This is a genomic window from Paraburkholderia xenovorans LB400 (genome assembly GCF_000013645.1).
Lineage (GTDB): Bacteria > Pseudomonadota > Gammaproteobacteria > Burkholderiales > Burkholderiaceae > Paraburkholderia > Paraburkholderia xenovorans.
Window position 1 is genome coordinate 2,434,665 of sequence record NC_007952.1, and the last position, 19,765, is coordinate 2,454,429.

19 protein-coding genes are annotated in these 19,765 nt (G+C 63.7%); 12 read left to right on the forward strand and 7 right to left on the reverse strand.

All coding sequences use genetic code 11. The features are described from left to right. Nucleotides 1-17 precede the first annotated feature (17 nt). On the reverse strand, nt 18-818 hold the full coding sequence (locus BXE_RS32740) for an alpha/beta fold hydrolase (RefSeq protein ID WP_011492413.1): 801 nt from the start codon (nt 816-818) through the stop codon (nt 18-20). Beyond that, entirely contained in the window at nt 815-1,849 is a 1,035-nt protein-coding gene (locus tag BXE_RS32745; RefSeq protein ID WP_011492414.1) for a M14 family zinc carboxypeptidase, read from the reverse strand. The genes BXE_RS32740 and BXE_RS32745 overlap by 4 nt, the downstream gene beginning before the upstream one ends. Before the next feature lie 292 nt (nt 1,850-2,141). Between BXE_RS32745 and phnC the strand changes: the two genes are divergently transcribed. From phnC to BXE_RS32765, 4 genes are all read left to right on the forward strand, one after another. Further along, nucleotides 2,142-3,047, forward strand: a complete 906-nt coding sequence (gene phnC / locus BXE_RS32750) for a phosphonate ABC transporter ATP-binding protein (RefSeq protein WP_011492415.1) — start codon at nt 2,142-2,144, stop codon at nt 3,045-3,047. A 41-nt stretch (nt 3,048-3,088) separates the two neighbouring features. Then, entirely contained in the window at nt 3,089-4,066 is a 978-nt protein-coding gene (gene phnD, locus BXE_RS32755; RefSeq protein ID WP_011492416.1) for a phosphonate ABC transporter substrate-binding protein, read from the forward strand. Next, a complete protein-coding gene (gene phnE, locus BXE_RS32760) occupies nt 4,063-4,905 on the forward strand; it encodes a phosphonate ABC transporter, permease protein PhnE (protein WP_011492417.1) in 843 nt (280 codons plus the stop codon). Before phnD ends, phnE begins: the two co-directional genes overlap by 4 nt. Before the next feature lie 321 nt (nt 4,906-5,226). Beyond that, nucleotides 5,227-6,063: a DMT family transporter gene (locus BXE_RS32765; protein ID WP_011492418.1), complete on the forward strand. Its 837-nt coding sequence runs from the start codon at nt 5,227-5,229 to the stop codon at nt 6,061-6,063. A gap of 12 nt (nt 6,064-6,075) precedes the next feature. Here BXE_RS32765 and BXE_RS32770 read toward each other — a convergent pair whose 3' ends face one another. Then, on the reverse strand, nt 6,076-7,581 hold the full coding sequence (locus tag BXE_RS32770; protein ID WP_011492419.1) for a PLP-dependent aminotransferase family protein: 1,506 nt from the start codon (nt 7,579-7,581) through the stop codon (nt 6,076-6,078). Nucleotides 7,582-7,704: 123 nt separating this feature from the next. Between BXE_RS32770 and BXE_RS32775 the strand changes: the two genes are divergently transcribed. Together BXE_RS32775 and gabD are read left to right on the forward strand one after the other, a co-directional pair. After that, nucleotides 7,705-8,988, forward strand: coding sequence for a 4-aminobutyrate--2-oxoglutarate transaminase (locus BXE_RS32775; RefSeq protein WP_040124519.1), 1,284 nt, complete (start codon nt 7,705-7,707; stop codon nt 8,986-8,988). A gap of 10 nt (nt 8,989-8,998) precedes the next feature. Next, entirely contained in the window at nt 8,999-10,459 is a 1,461-nt protein-coding gene (gabD, locus tag BXE_RS32780; RefSeq protein ID WP_011492421.1) for an NADP-dependent succinate-semialdehyde dehydrogenase, read from the forward strand. 99 nt (nt 10,460-10,558) lie between these two features. Here gabD and BXE_RS32785 read toward each other — a convergent pair whose 3' ends face one another. Continuing rightward, nucleotides 10,559-11,530, reverse strand: coding sequence for an NADP-dependent oxidoreductase (locus tag BXE_RS32785; protein ID WP_011492422.1), 972 nt, complete (start codon nt 11,528-11,530; stop codon nt 10,559-10,561). 221 nt (nt 11,531-11,751) lie between these two features. Here BXE_RS32785 and BXE_RS46085 point away from each other — a divergent pair, with 221 nt between their 5' ends. Then, nucleotides 11,752-12,066, forward strand: a complete 315-nt coding sequence (locus BXE_RS46085; protein WP_148223033.1) for a hypothetical protein — start codon at nt 11,752-11,754, stop codon at nt 12,064-12,066. A 90-nt stretch (nt 12,067-12,156) separates the two neighbouring features. Here the strand turns inward: BXE_RS46085 and BXE_RS32790 are convergent, their stop codons facing one another. Next, nucleotides 12,157-12,486, reverse strand: coding sequence for a DUF4148 domain-containing protein (locus tag BXE_RS32790; protein ID WP_011492424.1), 330 nt, complete (start codon nt 12,484-12,486; stop codon nt 12,157-12,159). A 151-nt stretch (nt 12,487-12,637) separates the two neighbouring features. Then, the gene (locus BXE_RS32795; protein ID WP_011492425.1) at nt 12,638-13,591 is read right to left on the reverse strand and encodes a GlxA family transcriptional regulator; all 954 of its coding nucleotides are present in this window, start codon (nt 13,589-13,591) and stop codon (nt 12,638-12,640) included. A gap of 345 nt (nt 13,592-13,936) precedes the next feature. Between BXE_RS32795 and BXE_RS32800 the strand changes: the two genes are divergently transcribed. From BXE_RS32800 to BXE_RS32820, 5 genes are all read left to right on the forward strand, one after another. After that, a complete protein-coding gene (locus tag BXE_RS32800) occupies nt 13,937-14,890 on the forward strand; it encodes a choline ABC transporter substrate-binding protein (RefSeq protein WP_011492426.1) in 954 nt (317 codons plus the stop codon). A 42-nt stretch (nt 14,891-14,932) separates the two neighbouring features. Further along, entirely contained in the window at nt 14,933-15,862 is a 930-nt protein-coding gene (locus BXE_RS32805) for a 3-keto-5-aminohexanoate cleavage protein (RefSeq protein WP_011492427.1), read from the forward strand. An 87-nt stretch (nt 15,863-15,949) separates the two neighbouring features. Then, nucleotides 15,950-16,915 carry an L-carnitine dehydrogenase gene (locus BXE_RS32810; RefSeq protein WP_011492428.1) on the forward strand — a complete coding sequence of 322 codons (966 nt, stop codon included), beginning with the start codon at nt 15,950-15,952 and terminating at the stop codon, nt 16,913-16,915. Between the two features lie 120 nt (nt 16,916-17,035). Then, a complete protein-coding gene (locus BXE_RS32815) occupies nt 17,036-17,536 on the forward strand; it encodes a thioesterase family protein (RefSeq protein WP_011492429.1) in 501 nt (166 codons plus the stop codon). 1 nt (nt 17,537) lies between these two features. Then, nucleotides 17,538-18,497, forward strand: a complete 960-nt coding sequence (locus tag BXE_RS32820) for an alpha/beta hydrolase (protein WP_011492430.1) — start codon at nt 17,538-17,540, stop codon at nt 18,495-18,497. 173 nt (nt 18,498-18,670) lie between these two features. Here BXE_RS32820 and BXE_RS32825 read toward each other — a convergent pair whose 3' ends face one another. After that, nucleotides 18,671-19,633 carry a response regulator gene (locus BXE_RS32825; RefSeq protein WP_011492431.1) on the reverse strand — a complete coding sequence of 321 codons (963 nt, stop codon included), beginning with the start codon at nt 19,631-19,633 and terminating at the stop codon, nt 18,671-18,673. Nucleotides 19,634-19,765: the final 132 nt, after the last annotated feature.

Sequence of the window (19,765 nt, forward strand, 5' to 3'; positions counted from 1 at the left end):
ACGGATAATCCCGCTGCTCAAAGCACGGCTTTGGGAACCGCATGCTCCTCGCCGAGCCAGGCGCGGACCTGCTCGCTGGTCCACACCGGGTCGTCGTGCGGCAGGTCGTGACCGGCCCACGGATGCTCGTAGTGCAAGGCGCCCCACGCCGCCGCGAGCTTCGCCGAACACACCGGGTCGACCAGTTTGTCGGCGCGCGAAGAAAGAATCAGCAACGGGCATTCCGGTCGCGCCGCGCCTGCGGTAAAACGTGCCGCTGCCCAGAGTTGCCGCAATGCATTGCCGCGGCTCACGGGCGCGCTGCGCCGGATCCGGCTCCACGTGTCGAGATCGTCGCCCAGCGTCTCGACGTTATTGCATGTCAGCCGATGAATGCCGTGTTCCGCGCGCGGCGCGTCGCGCCAGCGCGCGGCCACGCCCAGCAGGCCTGGCCATGCCGAAGGACGCAGGCGTTCCTGGGTCTGGCTGAATGGCCGCATGCTCGTATTGATCAGCACCAGCCGTTCGATCTCGTAGGGATGCCGTTGCGCCCAGTCCGTCGCCACCATGCCGCCGAGCGACATGGACAGCACGCAATACGGACCCGGCATGCCGCTTTGCAAGGCGGCATTGCGCACGAAACCGACCATGTCGGCGACCGTCGACGGCGCGCGCAGGTGCGCGAATTCGCCGTTGCCCGGTAGATCGAGCAGCAGCAGACCGGCAGGCGCGCCCACGTGATGCGGTGCTTCGTTCACCGCTCCTTGCAGCAAGCCGGGCAAGCGGCCCCAGTGGCGGATTTCGCGCGTGAGTCCGCGCAGCAGAATCCACGTGCTCATAGGCTTTCCGGTTTATACCAAAGGTCGATCGCGCTTTGCAGCAACTGCTCGCGGCGATTGCCTTGCGGCAACCAGCGTTGCGACGAAAACGCCGCGCGCGCCAGAAAGTCGAGCAGGTTCGCGTGACGCCGCAGCACCCGCGCGGTACGGTGCGCCTTGACCGGATTGAACATGCCCTGCCGCGAAAACAACTGACGCGGGTTCTTCTTGATCCACAGCCACGAACCGAGTTCGAGGGTCATCGGCAGAAAGACATTGGAAGCGGGCGCGCGATCATATGCGAAATCCCACAGATCGCCATGCAGCAGATATTGGTGGCTCTGCGGTTCGAACGCATAGCCATGATGAGGATGCGCGCGTTCGAACATGGTTTTCAGCACGTACATTTCCGGCAAATGCGGCATCAGCTTGCGCGTGCGCGCGTAAGGAAACCAGATGCTGTCACTCCAGCCATAGCCCGAGTGACAATCGAGCGCGATGCTCAACGGCCGGCTGGCCAGTTCGGTTTCGACCACCCGCAGCAGCGCGGCGGCCTCGGGTTCCATCGGCGCGCCCGCCCGGCCGCGATACCACGGCAGCCAGGCGCCCACACGCTGACCGCCCGCCAGCAGCGGCACGCGTTCGTCTGCGTTCTGCGGCGCGTTGCGCATCAGATCGACGCCGTTCGGGTTCGCGCGCGTGGCCGCCCACATGCCGCCCGGGTTGACGATCGGCATAAAGATCAGACGAATGGACTGCAATTGCCGCACCAGCAGTTCGTCCCATTCGAGCCGCGCGAGCAGCGCGCGCATGTAGTCGAGCACGAGTTGCGAACCGATCCGCTCGAGCCCGTGAATGCCGCCGAAAAAGCCGATTGCCGGCGCCTGCGGGTCGGTGGACCCGATGCTCGCGGTATGAACGGCGAATTGCCGGCCGCGCACCGTCGTCTCGCAGACGGTGCGGATCGCGAAGCTCGCGCTGCCCTGATCGAGGATCGCCCTGAGATCTTCGTACTCCGCAAAACTGTCGGGAAGGAAGCTCAGAGGCTGCATGACGAACGTCGAAAGGAATTGCAAGGTTAATGGGGACGGCACACCGATTGACGCAATATAGCCTGGCGAGGAGCGATCATGCTGAAGCGGCGTGAACCGAACCCGATCGTGTCACACGCATGACATTTTTCACGCCGGCGAGTAACTTCGAATTGCCTTTCCGGCGACGCAAAAAAGACACGATAAGATATAGTCGTCTAGACGTTGCGATGCCTTCACTCAACCGTCACAGACGCTTCCTAGAATGAGCCCCACACATGCCGGCAGTGGCCGGATGCATCAAGGGGTACTTATGGACGCAATTCGGGAAGCAATCCGTATCGAACGGTTGAGCAAGACGTTCAGCAACGGCCGCAAGGCGCTGGACGAAATCGATCTGCGTATCGAGCCGGGCGAGATGGTTGCGTTGATTGGCGCCTCGGGTTCGGGCAAGTCGACGCTGCTGCGCCATATCGCGGGCTTCACGGCTTCGGATGCGCAGCCGTCGCAGATCGAGATTCTGGGCCGGCCGATCCAGCAGAACGGCCGCATCGTGCGGGAAGTGCGCAGCATTCGCCGCGATATCGGCTTCGTGTTCCAGCAATTCAACCTGGTGAACCGCCTCTCGGTCGAAACCAATGTGCTGATCGGTGCACTTGCGCGGCTGCCCTGGTGGCGCCGTCTCAGCGGCCGTTTTCCACGCGCCGAGCGGGCCTTGTCGATAGCCGCGCTCAACGAGGTCGGCATTGGCGAACATGCGCGCGAACGCGCCGCCAATCTTTCCGGCGGCCAGCAGCAGCGTGCCGCGCTCGCGCGTGCGCTGGTGCAGCGCGCGCGCATCGTGCTCGCCGATGAACCGATCGCCTCACTCGACCCGGAATCGTCGCGCCGCGTGATGGACATGCTGCGCACGCTGAACATCGAGCATCGGCTCACGGTTCTGGTGTCGCTGCATCAGGTCGAGATCGCCATGCAGTATTGCCCGCGCACGATTGCGCTGCGGCGCGGCAAGGTGGTCTACGACGGCCCTTCCGCCGCGCTCACACCGGCCCTGCTCAAAACGCTCTATGGCGACGAGGCGCGCGAACTGATCGATGAAGCCGCCCAGGGCCCGGACGATACCGAATCAAAAAACACAGCGGACAACACACCGCTTCAGGACGCCGCACCCGCCTCGGGCCGCTACGCGTTCGCTCTCAATCCGGCGCATTCGAACTGAGCGCGCCCATTCGTTCTGCTAACTCAACCGGGTCTCAAACAATGACATTCCTGCGTTCATTGATCACGCTGGCCGTCGGCGCGGCCGCCTTCGCCTGTGTCGCCACCGCGCAAGCCGAAGACATCAACCTCGGCATCATTTCGACCGATTCGTCTTCCGTGCTGAAACAACGCTGGGAGCCGCTGATTCAGGATATGAACAGGCAAACCGGCCTGAACGTCAAAGCCTTCTTCGCAACGGACTACGCCGGCATTATCGAAGGCATGCGCTTTAACAAGGTGCAGGTCGGCTATTTCGGCAACGCGTCCGCGATCGAGGCAGTGGACCGCTCGCAAGGCGAAGTGTTTGCGAAGGTCCAGTACGCGAACGGCGACGCCGGCTACTACTCGGTTCTGATCACCAATGTGAACAGCCGCTTCAAGACGCTCGACGACGTCTTCAGGAATACGAAGGACGTCACGCTCGGTTTCGGCGACCCGAACTCCACCTCGGGCACGCTGATTCCCGGCTATTACCTGTTCGCCAAGCACAATACGCCGGTCAATACCTCGTTCAAGGCGGTGCTCCCGTCGAGCCACGAAGCCAATCTTCTGGCCGTGGTGAACAACAAGATCGACATCGCGACCAACAACACAGAGATGCTCGACACGCTGAAGAAGGAACATCCGGACAAGTTCGCGCAAGTACGTGTGCTGTGGAAGTCGCCGCTGATTCCGTCGGACCCGCTGGTGTGGCGCAAGGATCTGCCGCAAGCCACCAAGGACAAGCTGCGCAACTTCTTCCTGAACTACGCGAAAACCGATCCGCACGAAAAAGCGGTGATGGCCGCGATTACCGGTTACGGCGGCTTTGCGGCATCGTCGGATACGCAGTTGTTGCCGATCCGCCAGGTTGCGTTGTTCCAGCAGAAGCAGAAGATCGAGAGCGACGCGCATCTCTCCGATGACGATCGCAAGACCCAACTGGCCGCGCTCGACGCGAAGCTGAGCGCGCTGAACAGCGCGACATCGAAGCAATGAACACGGTCGATCTGCTCACGTCGCCGGCGCGTGCGAGCGAAGCGCTCGCCGCGCAGGCGGCGCGTCATCTCGCGCCGGAGGCCGGCAAACGCAGCTGGCTGTCGCTGCTCGGCTGGATCGCCGTGCTCGCGGTGTTGGGCGGCGCATGGCACGGCGCCGATATGCGTCCGCTGGATCTGCTGAGCGACTCCGGCAACATGGGCCAGTTCGCCAAGGACTTCTTTCCGCCCGACTTCACCGAATGGCGCAGCTATCTGCACGAGATGTACGTGACGCTCTCGGTGGCGGTGTGGGGCACCGCTCTCTCGCTCGTCTGCGCGGTGCCGTGCGGACTGATGTCCGCCCACAACATCGCGCCAATGTGGATCGTGCAGCCCATGCGCCGCATGATGGACGCGTGCCGTGCGATCAATGAAATGGTCTTCGCCATGCTGTTCATCGTGGCGGTCGGACTCGGGCCTTTCGCGGGCGTGCTGGCGCTGTGGGTGCACACCACCGGCGTGCTCGCCAAGCTTTTCGCCGAAGCCGTCGAGGCAATCGATCCGCGTCCGGCCGAAGGCGTGCGCGCCACCGGCGCCACCAGTCTCGACGAAATCATCTACGGTGTGCTGCCCCAGGTGCTGCCGTTGTGGATCTCGTTCGCGTTATATCGCTTCGAATCGAACGTGCGCTCGGCGATGGTGGTCGGCATGGTCGGCGCGGGCGGCATCGGCGTGGTGTTGTACGAAGCGATCCGCTCGTTCAACTATGCGCAAACCGCCGCGGTGATGATCATGGTGATCGTGGTCGTGACGGTGATCGACCTCGCATCCGCGTGGCTGCGCGAGCGCGTGACCTGAGGTTGCATGAAGTTGCCCGAATTGGTTGCCCGAAGTCGTTGCCTGACCTTGCCGAAGTGACGGGCCGATGGGAAGTTTGGCGAAGCAGCGCTTCGTCGACTTCCTGGCCGCCGTCGCGCCGCGTTTCGATTTGCATTTCAACCTGAATGCGTCGCAGCCCGTCCGTCCTGGCAGCGTCTCTTTGACGCCACAAATCGCCTCATTTTTCCAAATAAAACCGCTTAAATCAAGTCATCCACTCCTCCGTTCCAGTGTTCTGCTGGAATAATCACGGGCTTGCGGCCCGGCTGCGGGCCTTCGCTTCCCTTCCCCCGGTCTTCGATGGAAACCTTTGTCGTTTTGCTGGTGCTGCTCTCCGCGCTGCTTCACGCTACATGGAACGCGTTTCTGCATCTTTCGGAAGATCGCGTCTGGCTGCTCGGCATGATGGCGATTCCGTATCTCGCCGTGAGCGCGGTCGGCGTGGTCGTGCTGCCCATGCCCGCTCCGCAGGCGTGGCCGTATATCCTTGCATCGGTCGTGCTGGAATTCGGCTATCTGCTGGCGCTGATTCGCGCCTATAAAAGCGGCGACTTCGGGCAGATCTATCCGATTGCGCGCGGCCTCTCGCCGATGCTCGTATTCGCCGGCGCACTGGTGTTCGCGCATGAAGCGCTCAAGCCGCTGGCCGCTATCGGCGTGGCGCTGGTGTCGATCGGCATCGTCTCACTGGCGTTTCGCCGCGGCATGCGCTTTTCCGGCGAGAGCGTGCCCTTCGCGCTCCTGACCGGCCTGTTCATCGCGGCGTATTCGGTGGTCGACGGAATCGGCGCGCGCGTAGCGGGCAATGGCCTCAGCTACATCATGTGGGTCTATCTGATCTGGAATATCCCGCAGTTTCTGCTTGCCTGGCATTGGCGCGGCGGCGCGCGGGGGCTTTTCATCGGCCGTGCGCTGGTGCTCAAGGGCATTGCGTCGGGCGTGCTCGCGTTGACTGCGTACTGCCTGATCATCGAGGCTTACCGCTATCTGCCGATCGCAATGGTCTCCGCACTGCGCGAGATGAGCTCGATTTTCGCGGTGCTGATCGGCTGGCTGTTCATGCGCGAGAAGCTGACCACGCGCCGTATCGTTGCGTGCGCGCTGGTGACGTTGGGGGCGGTGCTGATCAGGATTTGAATCAGCCCCCCCTCACGCAAACTCCGGCAACGTCACATCGATCGCATCGGCCAGCGTGTTGAATGCCGGCGCGATCTCCTCGTCCGGCACGCACGCGTAGCCGATCAGCAAACCCGACGGCGCCAGCGACGGTTGCGCGTAATACCCCGACAAAGGCCGCACGACGATATTGCGCTCCAGCGCCGTCGCCGCCACCTGCCGGTCGTCGCTGCCTTCGGGCAACTGCATCACGAGATGCAGACCGGCGTCGCCGCCCACGGCCGGCAACGCGTCGCCGTAACGGTGCGCGGCGGCATCGAGCAGCGTCTGGCGTCGCTGTCCGTAAAGCGTGCGCATCCTGCGGATATGCGACGTGAAATGACCTTCGGCAATGAACTCCGCGAGCATCGCCTGCTGCAGCAACTGCCCCTCGCGATACAGCTCGGCGCTGGCGGTCGCAAAGCTCTCCGCCAGCGCTTCCGGCACGACGAGGTAGCCGATGCGCAAACCCGGAAACAGCGTCTTGCCGAAACTGCCCACGTAAATCACCTGCCCCGACGTGTCCAGGCCCTGCAACGAGGCGAGCGGCCGGCTGCCGTAGCGGTATTCGCTGTCGTAGTCGTCCTCGATGATCCAGCACTGGTTCTGCCGCGCGTATTCGAGCAACATGCGGCGCCGCGCAAGACTCATCACCATGCCGAGCGGATACTGGTGTGAAGGCGTGACGAGCATCAGCTTGGGCGGCTGCGCGAGGTCGTCGGCGGAAGGATTGATGCCTTCCTCGTCCACGGCGATCGGCCGCGATTGCAGGCCGGACACGTGCAGCACGCTGCGCACGCCCCAATAACAGGGGTCCTCGGTCCAGATCACGTCGCCCGGATCGGACAGCAGACGCACGGCAAGGTCGACCGACTGGTGAATCCCCGTCGTGATGATGATCTGCTCGGGCGTGCAGCGCACCGAGCGCGAGGTGCGCAGATAGTCGGCCAGCGCGTGCCGCAGCGAAGCCAGCCCGCCGCCCGGCGCATACGTGAGCAGGTCCGGGCGCAAGCGGCGCCAATACTTGTTGTGCAAGCGGCTCCATACGCGCGCCGGAAACTTCGTGACGTCCGGCACGCCGGGCATGAACGCGCCCCACTGACGCTTGGATACGCCCGCGCCCGCAATCAGCCGCGCACCGCGCGTGGAAAGCGCACGCTTTGCCTGCTGCGGCGACGACTCGGCGCTGGTATCGGGCGCCGCGGCATCGGGCACGCCGACGATCTCATCCGGGGCGCTGTCGGCAACGAACGTGCCGCGCCCGGTGGCCGAGCTCACGTAGCCTTCGAGTACGAGTTGCTCGTACACCTGCGTCACGGTATTGCGCCCGATACCCAACTCCTGCGCCAGCAAACGCGACGACGGCACCTTGCTGCCCGGCGGCAATTCGCGCGTCAGGATCGCCTGCTGCAACAGCCGATGCAACTGGCGATAGATCGGCTGGCCATTGCCGCGATCGAGGCGCTGGGCCAGCCAGTCGGACAAAACGCTCGCGCGCATTGATTGGCTCCTATATTTTTATTGAAATGGCTCTGAAGTTAAGAGCCAAATCTCATTATAGTCGCTGCATGTGCTGCGCTGTCGGCGTGGCGTCCGCCAAACCGAGGAGCGAAGGAGATGACCATGAAGAATGCCGAACTGAAGAGCCGCAAAGACGCTGCCACGCCGCGCGGCGTCGGAGTGATGTGCGATTTCTACGCCGAGCGCGCTGAAAACGCGGAGCTGTGGGATATCGAGGGCCGCCGTTTCATCGACTTCGCGGCCGGTATTGCAGTGTGCAACACGGGCCACCGTCATCCGAAGATCGTCGCCGCGATTCGCGACCAGCTCGATCACTTCACCCACACGGCGTATCAGATCGTGCCGTACGCGTCGTATGTCGAGCTGGCTGAGAAGCTCAACGAGCGCGCGCCGGGCGACTATCCGAAGAAAACTGCGTTCTTCACGACCGGCGCCGAAGCCGTCGAAAACGCGATCAAGATCGCCCGCGCCGCGACCGGCCGCCCCGGCGTGATCGCCTTCACCGGCGCTTTCCACGGCCGCACGCTGATGGGCATGGCGCTGACCGGCAAGGTCGCGCCGTACAAGATCGGCTTTGGCCCGTTCCCGTCGGACGTGTTCCACGCGCCGTTCCCCAACCCGCTGCACGGCGTGACCACCGCCGATTCGCTGAAGGCCATCGAATTCCTGTTCAAGGCCGACATCGATCCGAAACGCGTGGCCGCGATCATTTTCGAACCGGTGCAGGGCGAAGGCGGTTTCTATCCGGCGCCGGCCGAATTCGTGCGCGCCTTGCGCAAGCTGTGCAATGAGCACGGCATTCTGCTGATCGCCGACGAAGTCCAGACGGGTTTCGCACGCACCGGCAAGCTGTTCGCCATGAATCACTACGACGTCGTGCCCGATCTGATGACGGTCGCCAAGAGTCTCGCCGGCGGCATGCCGCTGTCGGGCGTGATCGGCCGCGCGGATGTGATGGACGCGGCCGCGCCCGGCGGCCTCGGCGGCACGTATGCGGGCAATCCTCTGGCGGTGGCCGCCGCGCATGCGGTGCTCGATATCATCGACGAAGAGAAGCTGTGCGAACGCGCCACGCTGCTGGGTGACCGCATCAAGGCCAAACTGATCGCACTGCAAAGCGACGTGCCGCAGATCGCCGACGTGCGCGGCCCCGGCGGCATGGTCGCGGTCGAGTTCTGCAAGGCAGGCACCACCGAGCCGGATGCGGAGTTCACCAAACGCGTGCAGAGCCGCGCGCTCGAACGCGGCTTGCTGCTGCTGGTGTGCGGCGTCTATTCGAACGTGGTGCGCTTCCTGTTCCCGCTCACGATTCAGGAGGCGGTCTTCGACGAAGCGCTGGCGATTCTCGAAGACGTGATCAAGGACAGCGTCGCCATCACGGTTTGAGGAAAAACACATGACCACGTTGACCTTGAAAGACCCGTCGCTTCTGAAAACGCACGCGTACATCGCGGGCGAATGGCAAGGCGCGGACGACGGCTCGACCTTCGAAGTGAAGAACCCCGCCACGGGTGAAATCATCGCGACCGTGCCGCGCATGGGCACGGCGGAAACCCGCCGCGCGATCGACACGGCCAACGCCGCGTGGCCCGCCTGGCGCGCCACGACCGCGAAGCAGCGAGCGGTGATCCTGCGCAAATGGCACGACCTGATGATGGAGAACGCCGACGATCTGGCAAAGATCCTCACCACGGAACAAGGTAAGCCGCTCGCCGAAGCCAAAGGCGAAATCCAGTACGCCGCTTCGTTCCTCGAATGGTTCGCGGAAGAAGGCAAGCGCGTGAACGGCGACACCATCCCGACGCCGGCCAACGACAAGCGCATCGTCGTGACGAAAGAACCGATCGGCGTGTGTGCCGCGATCACGCCGTGGAACTTCCCCGCGGCGATGATCACGCGCAAGGTCGGTCCGGCGCTGGCGGCGGGCTGCCCGATCATCGTCAAACCGGCTGAAGCCACACCGCTCTCCGCGCTCGCCCTCGCCGTGCTGGCCGAACGCGCCGGCGTGCCGCGCGGCGTGTTCAACGTCGTCACCGGCGAGCCGAAAGCCATTGGCGCGGAAATGACGGGCAATCCGGTCGTGCGCAAACTGTCGTTCACCGGTTCGACGCCGGTCGGCCGTTTGCTGATGGCGCAGTGCGCGCCGACAGTCAAGAAAGTGTCGCTCGAACTCGGCGGCAACGCGCCGTTCATCGTATTCGACGACGCGGATCTGGATGCCGCAGTGGCCGGCGCGATTGCGTCGAAGTATCGCAATAGCGGCCAGACCTGTGTGTGCACGAACCGTTTCTATGTGCACGACAAGGTCTACGACGCGTTCGCCGAAAAACTGCGCGTCGCCGTCGAACAGCTCAAGGTTGGCCGCGGCACCGAAGACGGCGTGACGCAAGGTCCGCTGATCAACGAAGCCGCCGTGCTCAAGGTCGAGTCGCATATCGAAGACGCGCTCGCCAAAGGCGCGCGCATCGTCACCGGCGGCAAGCGTCATGTGCTCGGCCACGGCTTCTTCGAGCCGACCGTGCTCGCGGATGTCACGCCGGCCATGAAGGTGGCACGCGACGAAACCTTCGGGCCGCTCGCGCCGCTGTTCCGCTTCTCATCGGACGAGGAAGTGATCCGCCTCGCCAACGATACGGAGTTCGGTCTCGCGTCGTACTTCTATAGCCGCGATATCGGCCGCGTCTGGCGGGTCGCCGAAGCGCTGGAATACGGCATGGTCGGCATCAATACGGGCCTCATCTCGAATGAAGTCGCGCCATTCGGCGGCGTCAAGCAATCGGGCCTGGGTCGCGAAGGTTCGCATTACGGTATCGATGATTACGTGGTCATCAAGTACCTGTGCGTCGGCGGGATCTGAACGCAAAGCCTGAAGTGAGAAACGGCCACGCCGGCATATCCGGCGTGGCCGTTTTATTTGACCTGCAGAGTGCGCAGCGAGTTTTTATCACTCTTACGACTACGACTGCGACTGCGACTGAGATCGCCCGAGCGTCTCCGACACCTCGACCACGATCTTGCCGTGCACGTGACCTTTCGCGAGCCTGGCGAGTGCGTCTCCCGTCGCATCGAACGGGTAGGTTCCCACCACTTCCACGCGCACCTCGCCCTCGTCGATCAGCGAAGCGATCCTGGCCAGCTGTGTGCCGTCGGGCCGCGCGGTGTAGCGCGCCGCATGGGCGCCATGACTGGCCGCTTCGGTTTGCGAAGGCTCGTTGAGTGTCGAGATCAACGCGGCGCCCGGCGCGACCACGGCCCATGAACGGCGCTGTGTGTCGCCGCCCACGAGATCGAACACGAGGTCCATATCGCGCGCCACCTCTTCGAATCGCTGCGCGTGATAGTCGATCACGTGATCGGCGCCGAGCGAGCGCACAAATTCCACACCGTCACCGGAGGCCGTGACGAAAACCTCTGCGCCCATACGCTGCGCGAATTGCACCGCGAAGTGGCCGACGCCGCCCGCGCCGGCATGAATCAGCACGCGCTGCCCCGCCTCCAGGCCGCCGTGATCGAATAACCCTTGCCATGCGGTCAGTGCCGCCAGCGGCACCGCGCCCGCCGTCACCGCGTCCACCGTGGCGGGACGGCGCGCGAGCGCTTGCGCATCGACGACGACAAATTCCGCGTAAGCGCCCTGCCCCTGGCCGACGAAGCCATACACCTCATCGCCACGCTTCCATTCCCCGACGTCGGCGCCCGCACGCTCGACCACACCGGCAAAATCGCGGCCGAGCGTGTACGGCAGCCTGTCTTCGCGAATCAGCGGATACTCGCCTGCGCGCGTCTTGATGTCGACCGGGTTGACGCTTGCGGTCTGTACACGCACGAGTACTTCGCTGGCGCCCGGTTCGGGCACGTCGATCTTTTCCGACTGCAATACCTCGGAGCCGCCGAAGCGATGAATTCGATAAGCGAGCATGCTGCTCATGGTTGCCTCCGTGCAAAGTGCGGTGTCAGCTTGCGGGAAGCGCCTGACGCAGGCGCCTTCGATGATTCCCGTCGCAGACTGCGCGCAAGCGGCGTTCCTCGTTTTGCGCGGTGGTCGGGCACGCACGGCGAGTGTCAACGCCGCTGTGGGTCTGGTCAGGTTATGTCACCGGGAAACCGGGCAGCCGGCAGCGGCCGGGAAGCACACGTAGCGGCACGCAAATGGCACGCCGCCAGCACATGATTTTTCACGGCACGACGGGCTGGCTAAGCATCGATGCGTCGTTCAATCCCGGCGTGCACGGTCCCGCGCAAGTGCATCACCACCACGATAAAACGGCTGAAGTGACCGCCACCCGTTTCGATGGCGTCGACCAGTATCGGGCAATAGTCGAGGATTTTGCGAGAACGGCCCGTGGACAAACGGGAAAACCCGCTTTTCCCCTGGAGAACTCATTGGGGAATCAGCGGGTCATCGATCACATACTTTCCGGGGGATCCGGAACCACACTCCCGTCAGTACGAAAGCCATCGTGATCGCCGTGTGCCGGCGGCCGCCGTTCCGGTCGGCCGCTGCACACGCGGATGACGCGAGCTACTGCGTACTGACAGGCACTGACACCGCAATCAGTTGTGGCTGTAGTTGACGACAGGAGCCGAATACGAGCTGCGCGTCGTTTCCGAACGCACGCCTGCCTGCGACGAGCCATTCGTAGCCGAACCATAACCGCTGGTTTGAGCAGCGCCATTCTGAGCGGCTACACGAGCCTCGGCAGCCTGAATGTCCGCCGGGTAGTCAACGTCGCTCGCGGTGGCCGGGTTATAACCGGCCTTTTCCAGCTGAACCAGTTCGGCGCGCACTTGAGCGCGAGTAACCGGTTGATTCGATTGGGCAAAAGCGGCGAGCGGTGCGGAAATGAGGGCGGCGATGACAGCAGCTTCGATCAGGGATTTCATGATGAGTACCTCCAGAGATTGTTTTTTGCCACGCTGCAAACCTGTTTGTCTGCAGCGGATGTACACAGTCTAGGAGTCAGGGTATCTAGGGTAAACCCCCAATCGGCCAATTCACTGTTGCGTTAAACGCGACAATGGCGCTTGAGTGCCTTTACGCCGGCCCCATGCAAGTCTGACGGTCGCTTCTCGGGCTCGCGCCGAAGCGCGCGCGATAGGTCCGCGAAAAATGCGAGGGCGATTCGAATCCGCACGCCACGCAAATGGACGTAATCGACATGTCGGTCTGTTGCAGCAACTCGCGCGCGCGCCCGAGACGCAACTGCTGGTAGAAATGCGTCGGCGTGTCCTTCAGCGAAGCGCAGAAGAGCCGCTCCAGTTGCCGCCGCGTCACGCCGATCTCCCGCGCGAGCTGATCCGGCGTGAGGGGCTCTTCCATATGCTGTTCCATCACGCCGATCACCTGAATCAGCTTGCGGTTGTGCACGCCATAACGCGCGGCAATCTCCATGCGCTGATGATCCGAACGCTGGCGGATCCGGCTCACCACGAATTGCTCCGAGACCGCCGAGGCCAGCGCAGCGCCATGCTCGCGGCCGATCAGGTCGAGCATCATGTCGATCGACGCCGTGCCGCCCGCACATGTAATGCGCCGCGCGCTGATTTCGAACAGTTCCTGACTCGCGTCCAGCGACGGATAGCGCTCGCGAAACGCCGACAGCGCTTCCCAGTGCACGGTCACACTGTCCGCGCTGCCCAGCAGCCCGGCTTCGGCGAGCACGAAGCTGCCGGTGTCGATCCCGCCGAGCGTCGCCCCCGTGCGGTCGAAGCGCTTCAGACAGTCACCCAGCGCGCGCGTATAGCAGGCGAGAGGCTCGAACCCCGCGACGACGAACAGCGTCTGCGCCGCCCCCACGTCGCCGATGGCGGCGTCCGCGTTGATGGAAATGCCGTTGCTGGCGGCTACCGGCGCGCCGTCGAGGCTCAGAATGCGCCAGCGGTACAGATCGCCCTGAAAGCGGTTCGCCACGCGCAACGGCTCTACCGCCGACATGAAGCCGATCGCCGAATAGCCCGGCAGCAGGAGGAACGACATATCTTCGGGCATCGTGCAAAGACTCGATCAGGAGACGGAAACGCGGGCGGATTCGGGTTCCGGCGAGCGTAGCAAGCAGCACGCAAGCCGGCAAGGCACGCCAAAATTCGCACCTCGAGCGCTGCTGCACCGCAGGGCGAGGCAACGCAGGTTTTCCCTCATTGTCGCGTGGAAGCAAGAACGGGTCGCTGGCGGTCGCTTTGGCCGGAATATGGGGCATTAACGTTACGTCATCGTGCAGTTCAGGCATCACACAGGCCGTATCGCATGTCCGGGGGCCGCTCTCGTCCGGTTTCATCTGCTCATGCGCGGCCCGGTTCGAAACACGCTGTTGAACGTGTCAGAAGAGGGAACATCATGAAGTTACGCATCAAAGCCGTGCTTGCCCATCTTGCGTGCCTCGCGGCCGCTATCGCTGCGCCCCTGGCCTTTGCCCAGGATCCGGCCGCCTGCCGCACGGTGCATTTTGCCGACATCGGCTGGACCGATATCACCTCGACCACCGCGCTCGCTTCCACCGTGTTCGAAGGGCTCGGCTATCAGCCGGTGACGACCGTCGCCTCCGTGCCCATTTCGTTCGCAGGCCTGAAGAGCAAACAGCTGGACGTGTCGCTCGGCTACTGGTGGCCGGTGCAGGAAAAGGCGATCGCGCCGTTCGTCGACTCGAAATCGATCCAGGTGCTGCAACCGCCTAACCTGTCCGGCGCCAAGGCCACGTTCGCCGTGCCGAGCTACGAATACGACGCAGGATTGAAGACTTTCGCCGACATCGCCAAACACCGTGACCAGCTCGACGGCAAGATCTACGGCATCGAACCCGGCAGCAGCGCGAACGCGGCGATTCAGAAAATGATCGCCAGCAATCAGTTCGGCCTCCGCGGCTTCAAGCTGATCGAATCGAGTGAAGCGGGCATGCTCGTCTCGGTCGATCGCGCGATCCGCGAGAAGAAATGGGTGGTCTTTCTCGGCTGGGAACCTCATCCGATGAACATCCAGATCGATATGAAATACCTCACCGGCAGCGAGGGCGTATTCGGTCCCAACGACGGCGAAGCACGCGTTTATACGCTGACGTCCCCCGACTTTCTGACGCGCTGCCCGAACGCGGGCAAGCTCGTGAGCAATCTGCGCTTTTCGACGCAGCTCGAAAACGTGGTGATGCAATCGGTCATGAACAAGGAAAAACCCGCCGACGCCGCCAGAGCGTATCTGAAGAAAAACCCGCAAGTACTCGATGCATGGCTTGCCGGCGTAAAGACTTATGACGGCAAGGAAGGCCTGCCCGCGGTCAAGTCTTATCTGGGTCTTTGATCCGGCCAGTCGCGCATTTTCAATTCAAAGGAATCAGCACGCATGAATCATGAAGTCATCGTGACCTGCGCGGTCACCGGCGCAGGCGACACCGTCGGCAAGCACCCGGCCATTCCCGTCACGCCGAAACAGATCGCCGAGGCCGCCATCGAAGCCGCGAGAGCCGGCGCCACCGTTGCGCATTGCCATGTGCGCGATCCGAAAACCGGCCGCGGCAGCCGCGATCCGCAACTGTATCGCGAGGTGGTCGACCGGATTCGCTCGTCGGGCACGGACGTGATCATCAATCTGACGGCCGGCATGGGCGGCGATCTGGAGATCGGTCCCGGCGAAGACCCGATGCGTTTCGGCTCAGGCACGGATCTGGTCGGCGGCCTGACGCGGCTCACGCATGTCGAGGAACTGCTGCCGGAAATCTGCACGCTCGATTGCGGCACGCTCAATTTCGGCGACGGCGACTACATCTATGTATCGACGCCCGCGCAATTGCGAGCCGGCGCGCGGCGCATCCAGGAACTCGGCGTGAAACCGGAACTGGAGATCTTCGACACCGGCCATTTGTGGTTCGCGAAGCAATTGCTCAAGGAAGGTCTGCTGGACGCGCCGCCGCTGTTTCAGATTTGCCTCGGCATTCCGTGGGGCGCGCCCGCCGACACCACCACCATGAAAGCAATGGCCGATAACCTGCCGCCCGGCGCGCAATGGGCCGGCTTCGGCATCGGCCGCATGCAGATGCCGATGGTCGCGCAGGCCATGCTGCTCGGCGGCCATGTGCGCGTCGGCCTCGAAGACAACATCTGGCTCGACAAAGGTGTGCCCGCAACGAACGGCACGCTGGTGCAACGCGCGGTGGAAATCATCGAACGGCTCGGCGCGCGCGCGCTGACGCCCGCCGAAGGACGCCGCAAGCTCGGCCTGCCCGCGCGTGGCGAGCGTCGACTGGAGCGGCGCGCGGCGGGACAGTACGCGTGATCGCGCGGCCGGCGCGTTGCGTGCATCGCAACGCGCATCGGAACCAGACAGCAATCAGACAACGCACAGGCAAAGGAAACGTCAGCAATGGCAGTGATCGTCGATATCAAAACATTCGCGGCAATCGGCGTGGGCGTGATCGGCAGCGGCTGGGTGGCGCGCGCGCTCGCACACGGGCTCGATGTGATCGCGTGGGACCCGGCGCCGGGCGCGGAGAAGCAGTTGCGCGAGAACATCGCGAACGCCTGGCCGGCGCTGCAGCGCGCGGGCCTCGCCGCGGGCGCGTCGCCCGAGCGCTTGCGCTTCGTCGACACGATCGAAGCCTGTGTCGGGCAAGCGGATTTCATTCAGGAAAGCGCGCCGGAACGCGAGGAACTGAAGCTCGCGTTGCATGAGCAGATCAGCCGCGCGGCGAAGCCGGACGCGATCATCGCTTCGTCGACGTCGGGTCTTTTGCCGACCGACTTCTACGCACGGGCGGTGAATCCGCAGCGGTGCATTGTCGGCCATCCGTTCAATCCAGTGTACCTGCTGCCGCTCGTCGAAGTGGTGGGCGGCGAAAACACCGCGCCGGCAACCATCGACGCCGCGCTGCAGGTGTATCGTGATCTTTCGATGCGGCCGCTGCGCGTGCGCAAGGAAGTGCCCGGCTTCATCGCCGACCGCCTGCTCGAAGCGCTGTGGCGCGAGGCGCTGCATCTGGTCAACGAAGGCGTGGCGACCACCGGCGAGATCGACGACGCGATCCGCTTCGGCGCGGGCATCCGCTGGTCGTTCATGGGCACGTTCCTCACCTACACGCTGGCGGGCGGTGACGCGGGCATGCGCCATTTCATGCAGCAGTTCGGACCGGCGCTGGAGTTGCCGTGGACTAAACTGATAGCGCCGAAGCTGACCGATGAACTGATCGACCGGGTAGTGGACGGCACGGCTGAACAGGTCGGCCCGCGGTCGATCAAACAGCTGGAACGTTACCGCGACGATTGCATTACGAGCGTGCTGGCGGCGATCGCGGAGGCGAAAGCACGGCACGGCTTACAGCCGGGCGATTGATGCGGCAAGCCGCGAGGCGTGCCGCCTGCGCCGCTTGCGCCGCTTGCGCCGAAGCGTGAGCATGCGCGGCACGCCGGCCCGCGGCCGATGCCTTGATACGAATGACGGAGAGAATTATCGATGCCGCAACCTGCAGCCCTGCCGAGCTATCGCGATACCGTGCGCGCCGAATGGGTCGATTACAACGGCCATTTGCGCGACGCGTTCTATATGCTGATTTTCAGCTTCGCGACCGACGCGCTGATCGACCGGATCGGCTTGCCGGACGTAGTGCGCAAAGAACGCCGGCGCTCGATCTACACACTCGAAGCCCATATCAACTATCTGCATGAAATCAAGGAAGGCGCACAGGTGCGCGTCGACATGCGGGTGCTCGGGCACGACGCGAAGCGGCTGCATCTATACCTCGAAATGTTCGCCGGCGATGGCGGCGAACCGGTGGCCGCGGGTGAGCAGATGTTGCTGCATGTGGATACCGGCGGGCCGCGGGCCGCCGCGTTCGACCCGGATGTCGCGGCGCGCGTGCGCGCATTGGCCGACGCGCATGCCGCACTGCCGCCAGCCACGTTTGCCGGCCGCGTAATCGGTCTGCCCGCCAGCACAAAACCGGGCGGCAGTTGACATGATCGAGCCAGAAATTGCCGCGTTCATCGAAAGAACTGCCGCGATATATCCGGGGCATTCGGCTTCGCTAACGCCGCCCGAACAGCGCGAGATTTACGACCGCTACGCGGCCGCGTTCACGCCCGCGCTACCCGTTGGAGTCGCGACTCAGGACGCTGTATTCCAATCCGGCGCGGGCCATCCGATCGCACTGCGGTTGTACCGCAACCGTGCAAGCCTTCACGAAGCGGCGCCTGGCACCGTGCTGTACTTTCACGGCGGCGGCTTCGTGCTCGGCTCGCTGGACAGCCATCAGATCGTGACGGCACGCATTGCCGCGGACACCGGTCTTGACGTGATCGCGGTCGACTACCGGCTGGCTCCCGAACATCGCGCTCCCGCCGCGCACGACGATTGCCTGGAAGTCACGCTCGCCGCGCTGAACGGGCGCTTGCCGTTCGATCTGCGTACCGGCGCCACGCTGCAACTGGCAGGCGACAGCGCCGGCGCCACGCTTGCGGCGAGTGTGGCGATGCGTTTGCGCGACGACGGGGTTCAACGCCTACGCGGGCTGGCGCTGGTTTATCCGATGCTCGGCACCGAGCCTCAGTTGCCCGCACGCGAAGCCGAAGCGCACGCACCCATGCTCAAGCTGGCGGACGTTCATGCTTTCCGCGATCTGTATTGGGGCGCCCACCCGCCCTACCCCACATGGACGATCCCGCTCGAGGCGACACGCTTCGACGGCCTGCCGCCGGTGCTGGCGGTCGCCGCCGAACACGATCCGTTGAGAGACGACGCGCGCGTATTTGCCGAGCGCATCAGCGCGGCTGGCGGAGAAGCGCGGCTCTGGATCGGCGCCGGACTCGTGCATGGCTGCTGGCGCGCTTTGGAATCAAGCCCCGGCGTGCAGAGGTTGCACGCAGAGGTGTGCCGCTTTTTGTCGGCCCGTGCGGTGCCGGCGTCCGCCGCCGGTTAGCGCCGAGGCGTGCGCGGCCCCGCGCCGTCTCCGTGACGAAGTGACAGAACGTGGTCGGCAGAAAGAGAAAGACTCTGCTCGATCAGTACGCATACCCCGAACACCACATACGTTGCCGACACAAAGGCAGCCGGATTGGCGCACATGCATAGAGTTCGACGTGCCGGCAAAACTCAGCGATTCCGCTCGTTCCGCCATTGCGCGAATGTCACGAGGTCCAGACCCAGGTCGGCCGCATCGATCGGGGTCCAGCAGTAGAAAACGTCATCCCAGTCCGGAACGGGCTGCGGTGTCAGCGTCCGGAATCTGACGCCCGAACGATAGGCCAGATTCGGCCAGAATACCGGCATCACCTCGCGCACGGCCATCTGCTTCAACAGTTCGGCCGGGCCGTCCTCGTCCGCCACGATTTCGCCCTGGGAGATCCAGTCGTTCTCGGCCCATGCGACGAAAACGCTCGGGCTGCCAGCGCGGTCGAACATCAGAATGGCGTCCTGCTCCGGGCGCCAGTAGTACTCGACGATACCGTGCGTGGCCACCAGTTCGTCGATGACCTTGCGCGTTCTCGGATCGCAATACGTCACGCCGCTCTCGCCCAACGCCAGCCAGCCGGCTTCCAGACAGTGCCTGTTTTTGGCATCTCTCAGGAAATTGGACAGCCGGTTGGCGGAATCGATATCCGTTTTTCGCAGATATAGATCGACGATTCCGGCATTGAAGGCTTTCACCGCGACGGTTTCGTCCGCCACGCCGGTCAGCAGCACCTTTGCGCAGCGCAGATTGGAGATGGACGAGAGGAATTCGACGCCGTTCATGCCCGGCATGTCGAAATCCACCACCACCGCCGCCACTTCCGCAAAGCGGGAACTGCGGGCCAGAACGTCTCGCTCTGCCGAGCTTTCCACATAGCGCTCAAAACCCGTCTCGCTCACGCAGGCCGACGCCGGCGCGAACTCCAGCGAATTCTCGCGAGCATGCTGACGGATGAAGGCCAGCGCGGTTTGAGGCCGCGTGAAAAACAGATTGGTGGCGGGATCCGGAAAGAAACGCCGCAGGGCGTCCAGGTAGCCGTCGTTGTCATCCACGAAAACAACCGTTGACGGATACAGAACAGGTGGTCGGATAAAGTTGTTCATATTTTCACGTGGTTCGTCGCGCCGCTTCTGGAGGATGACCGCGGATGGCCAGCAGCCGTGAGAGGGCGAGTCCGTAAGCGATGTCGCGGCGCAGCGGCCCCTGATATGAGGGGCGGCCGATGCCTCGACCAT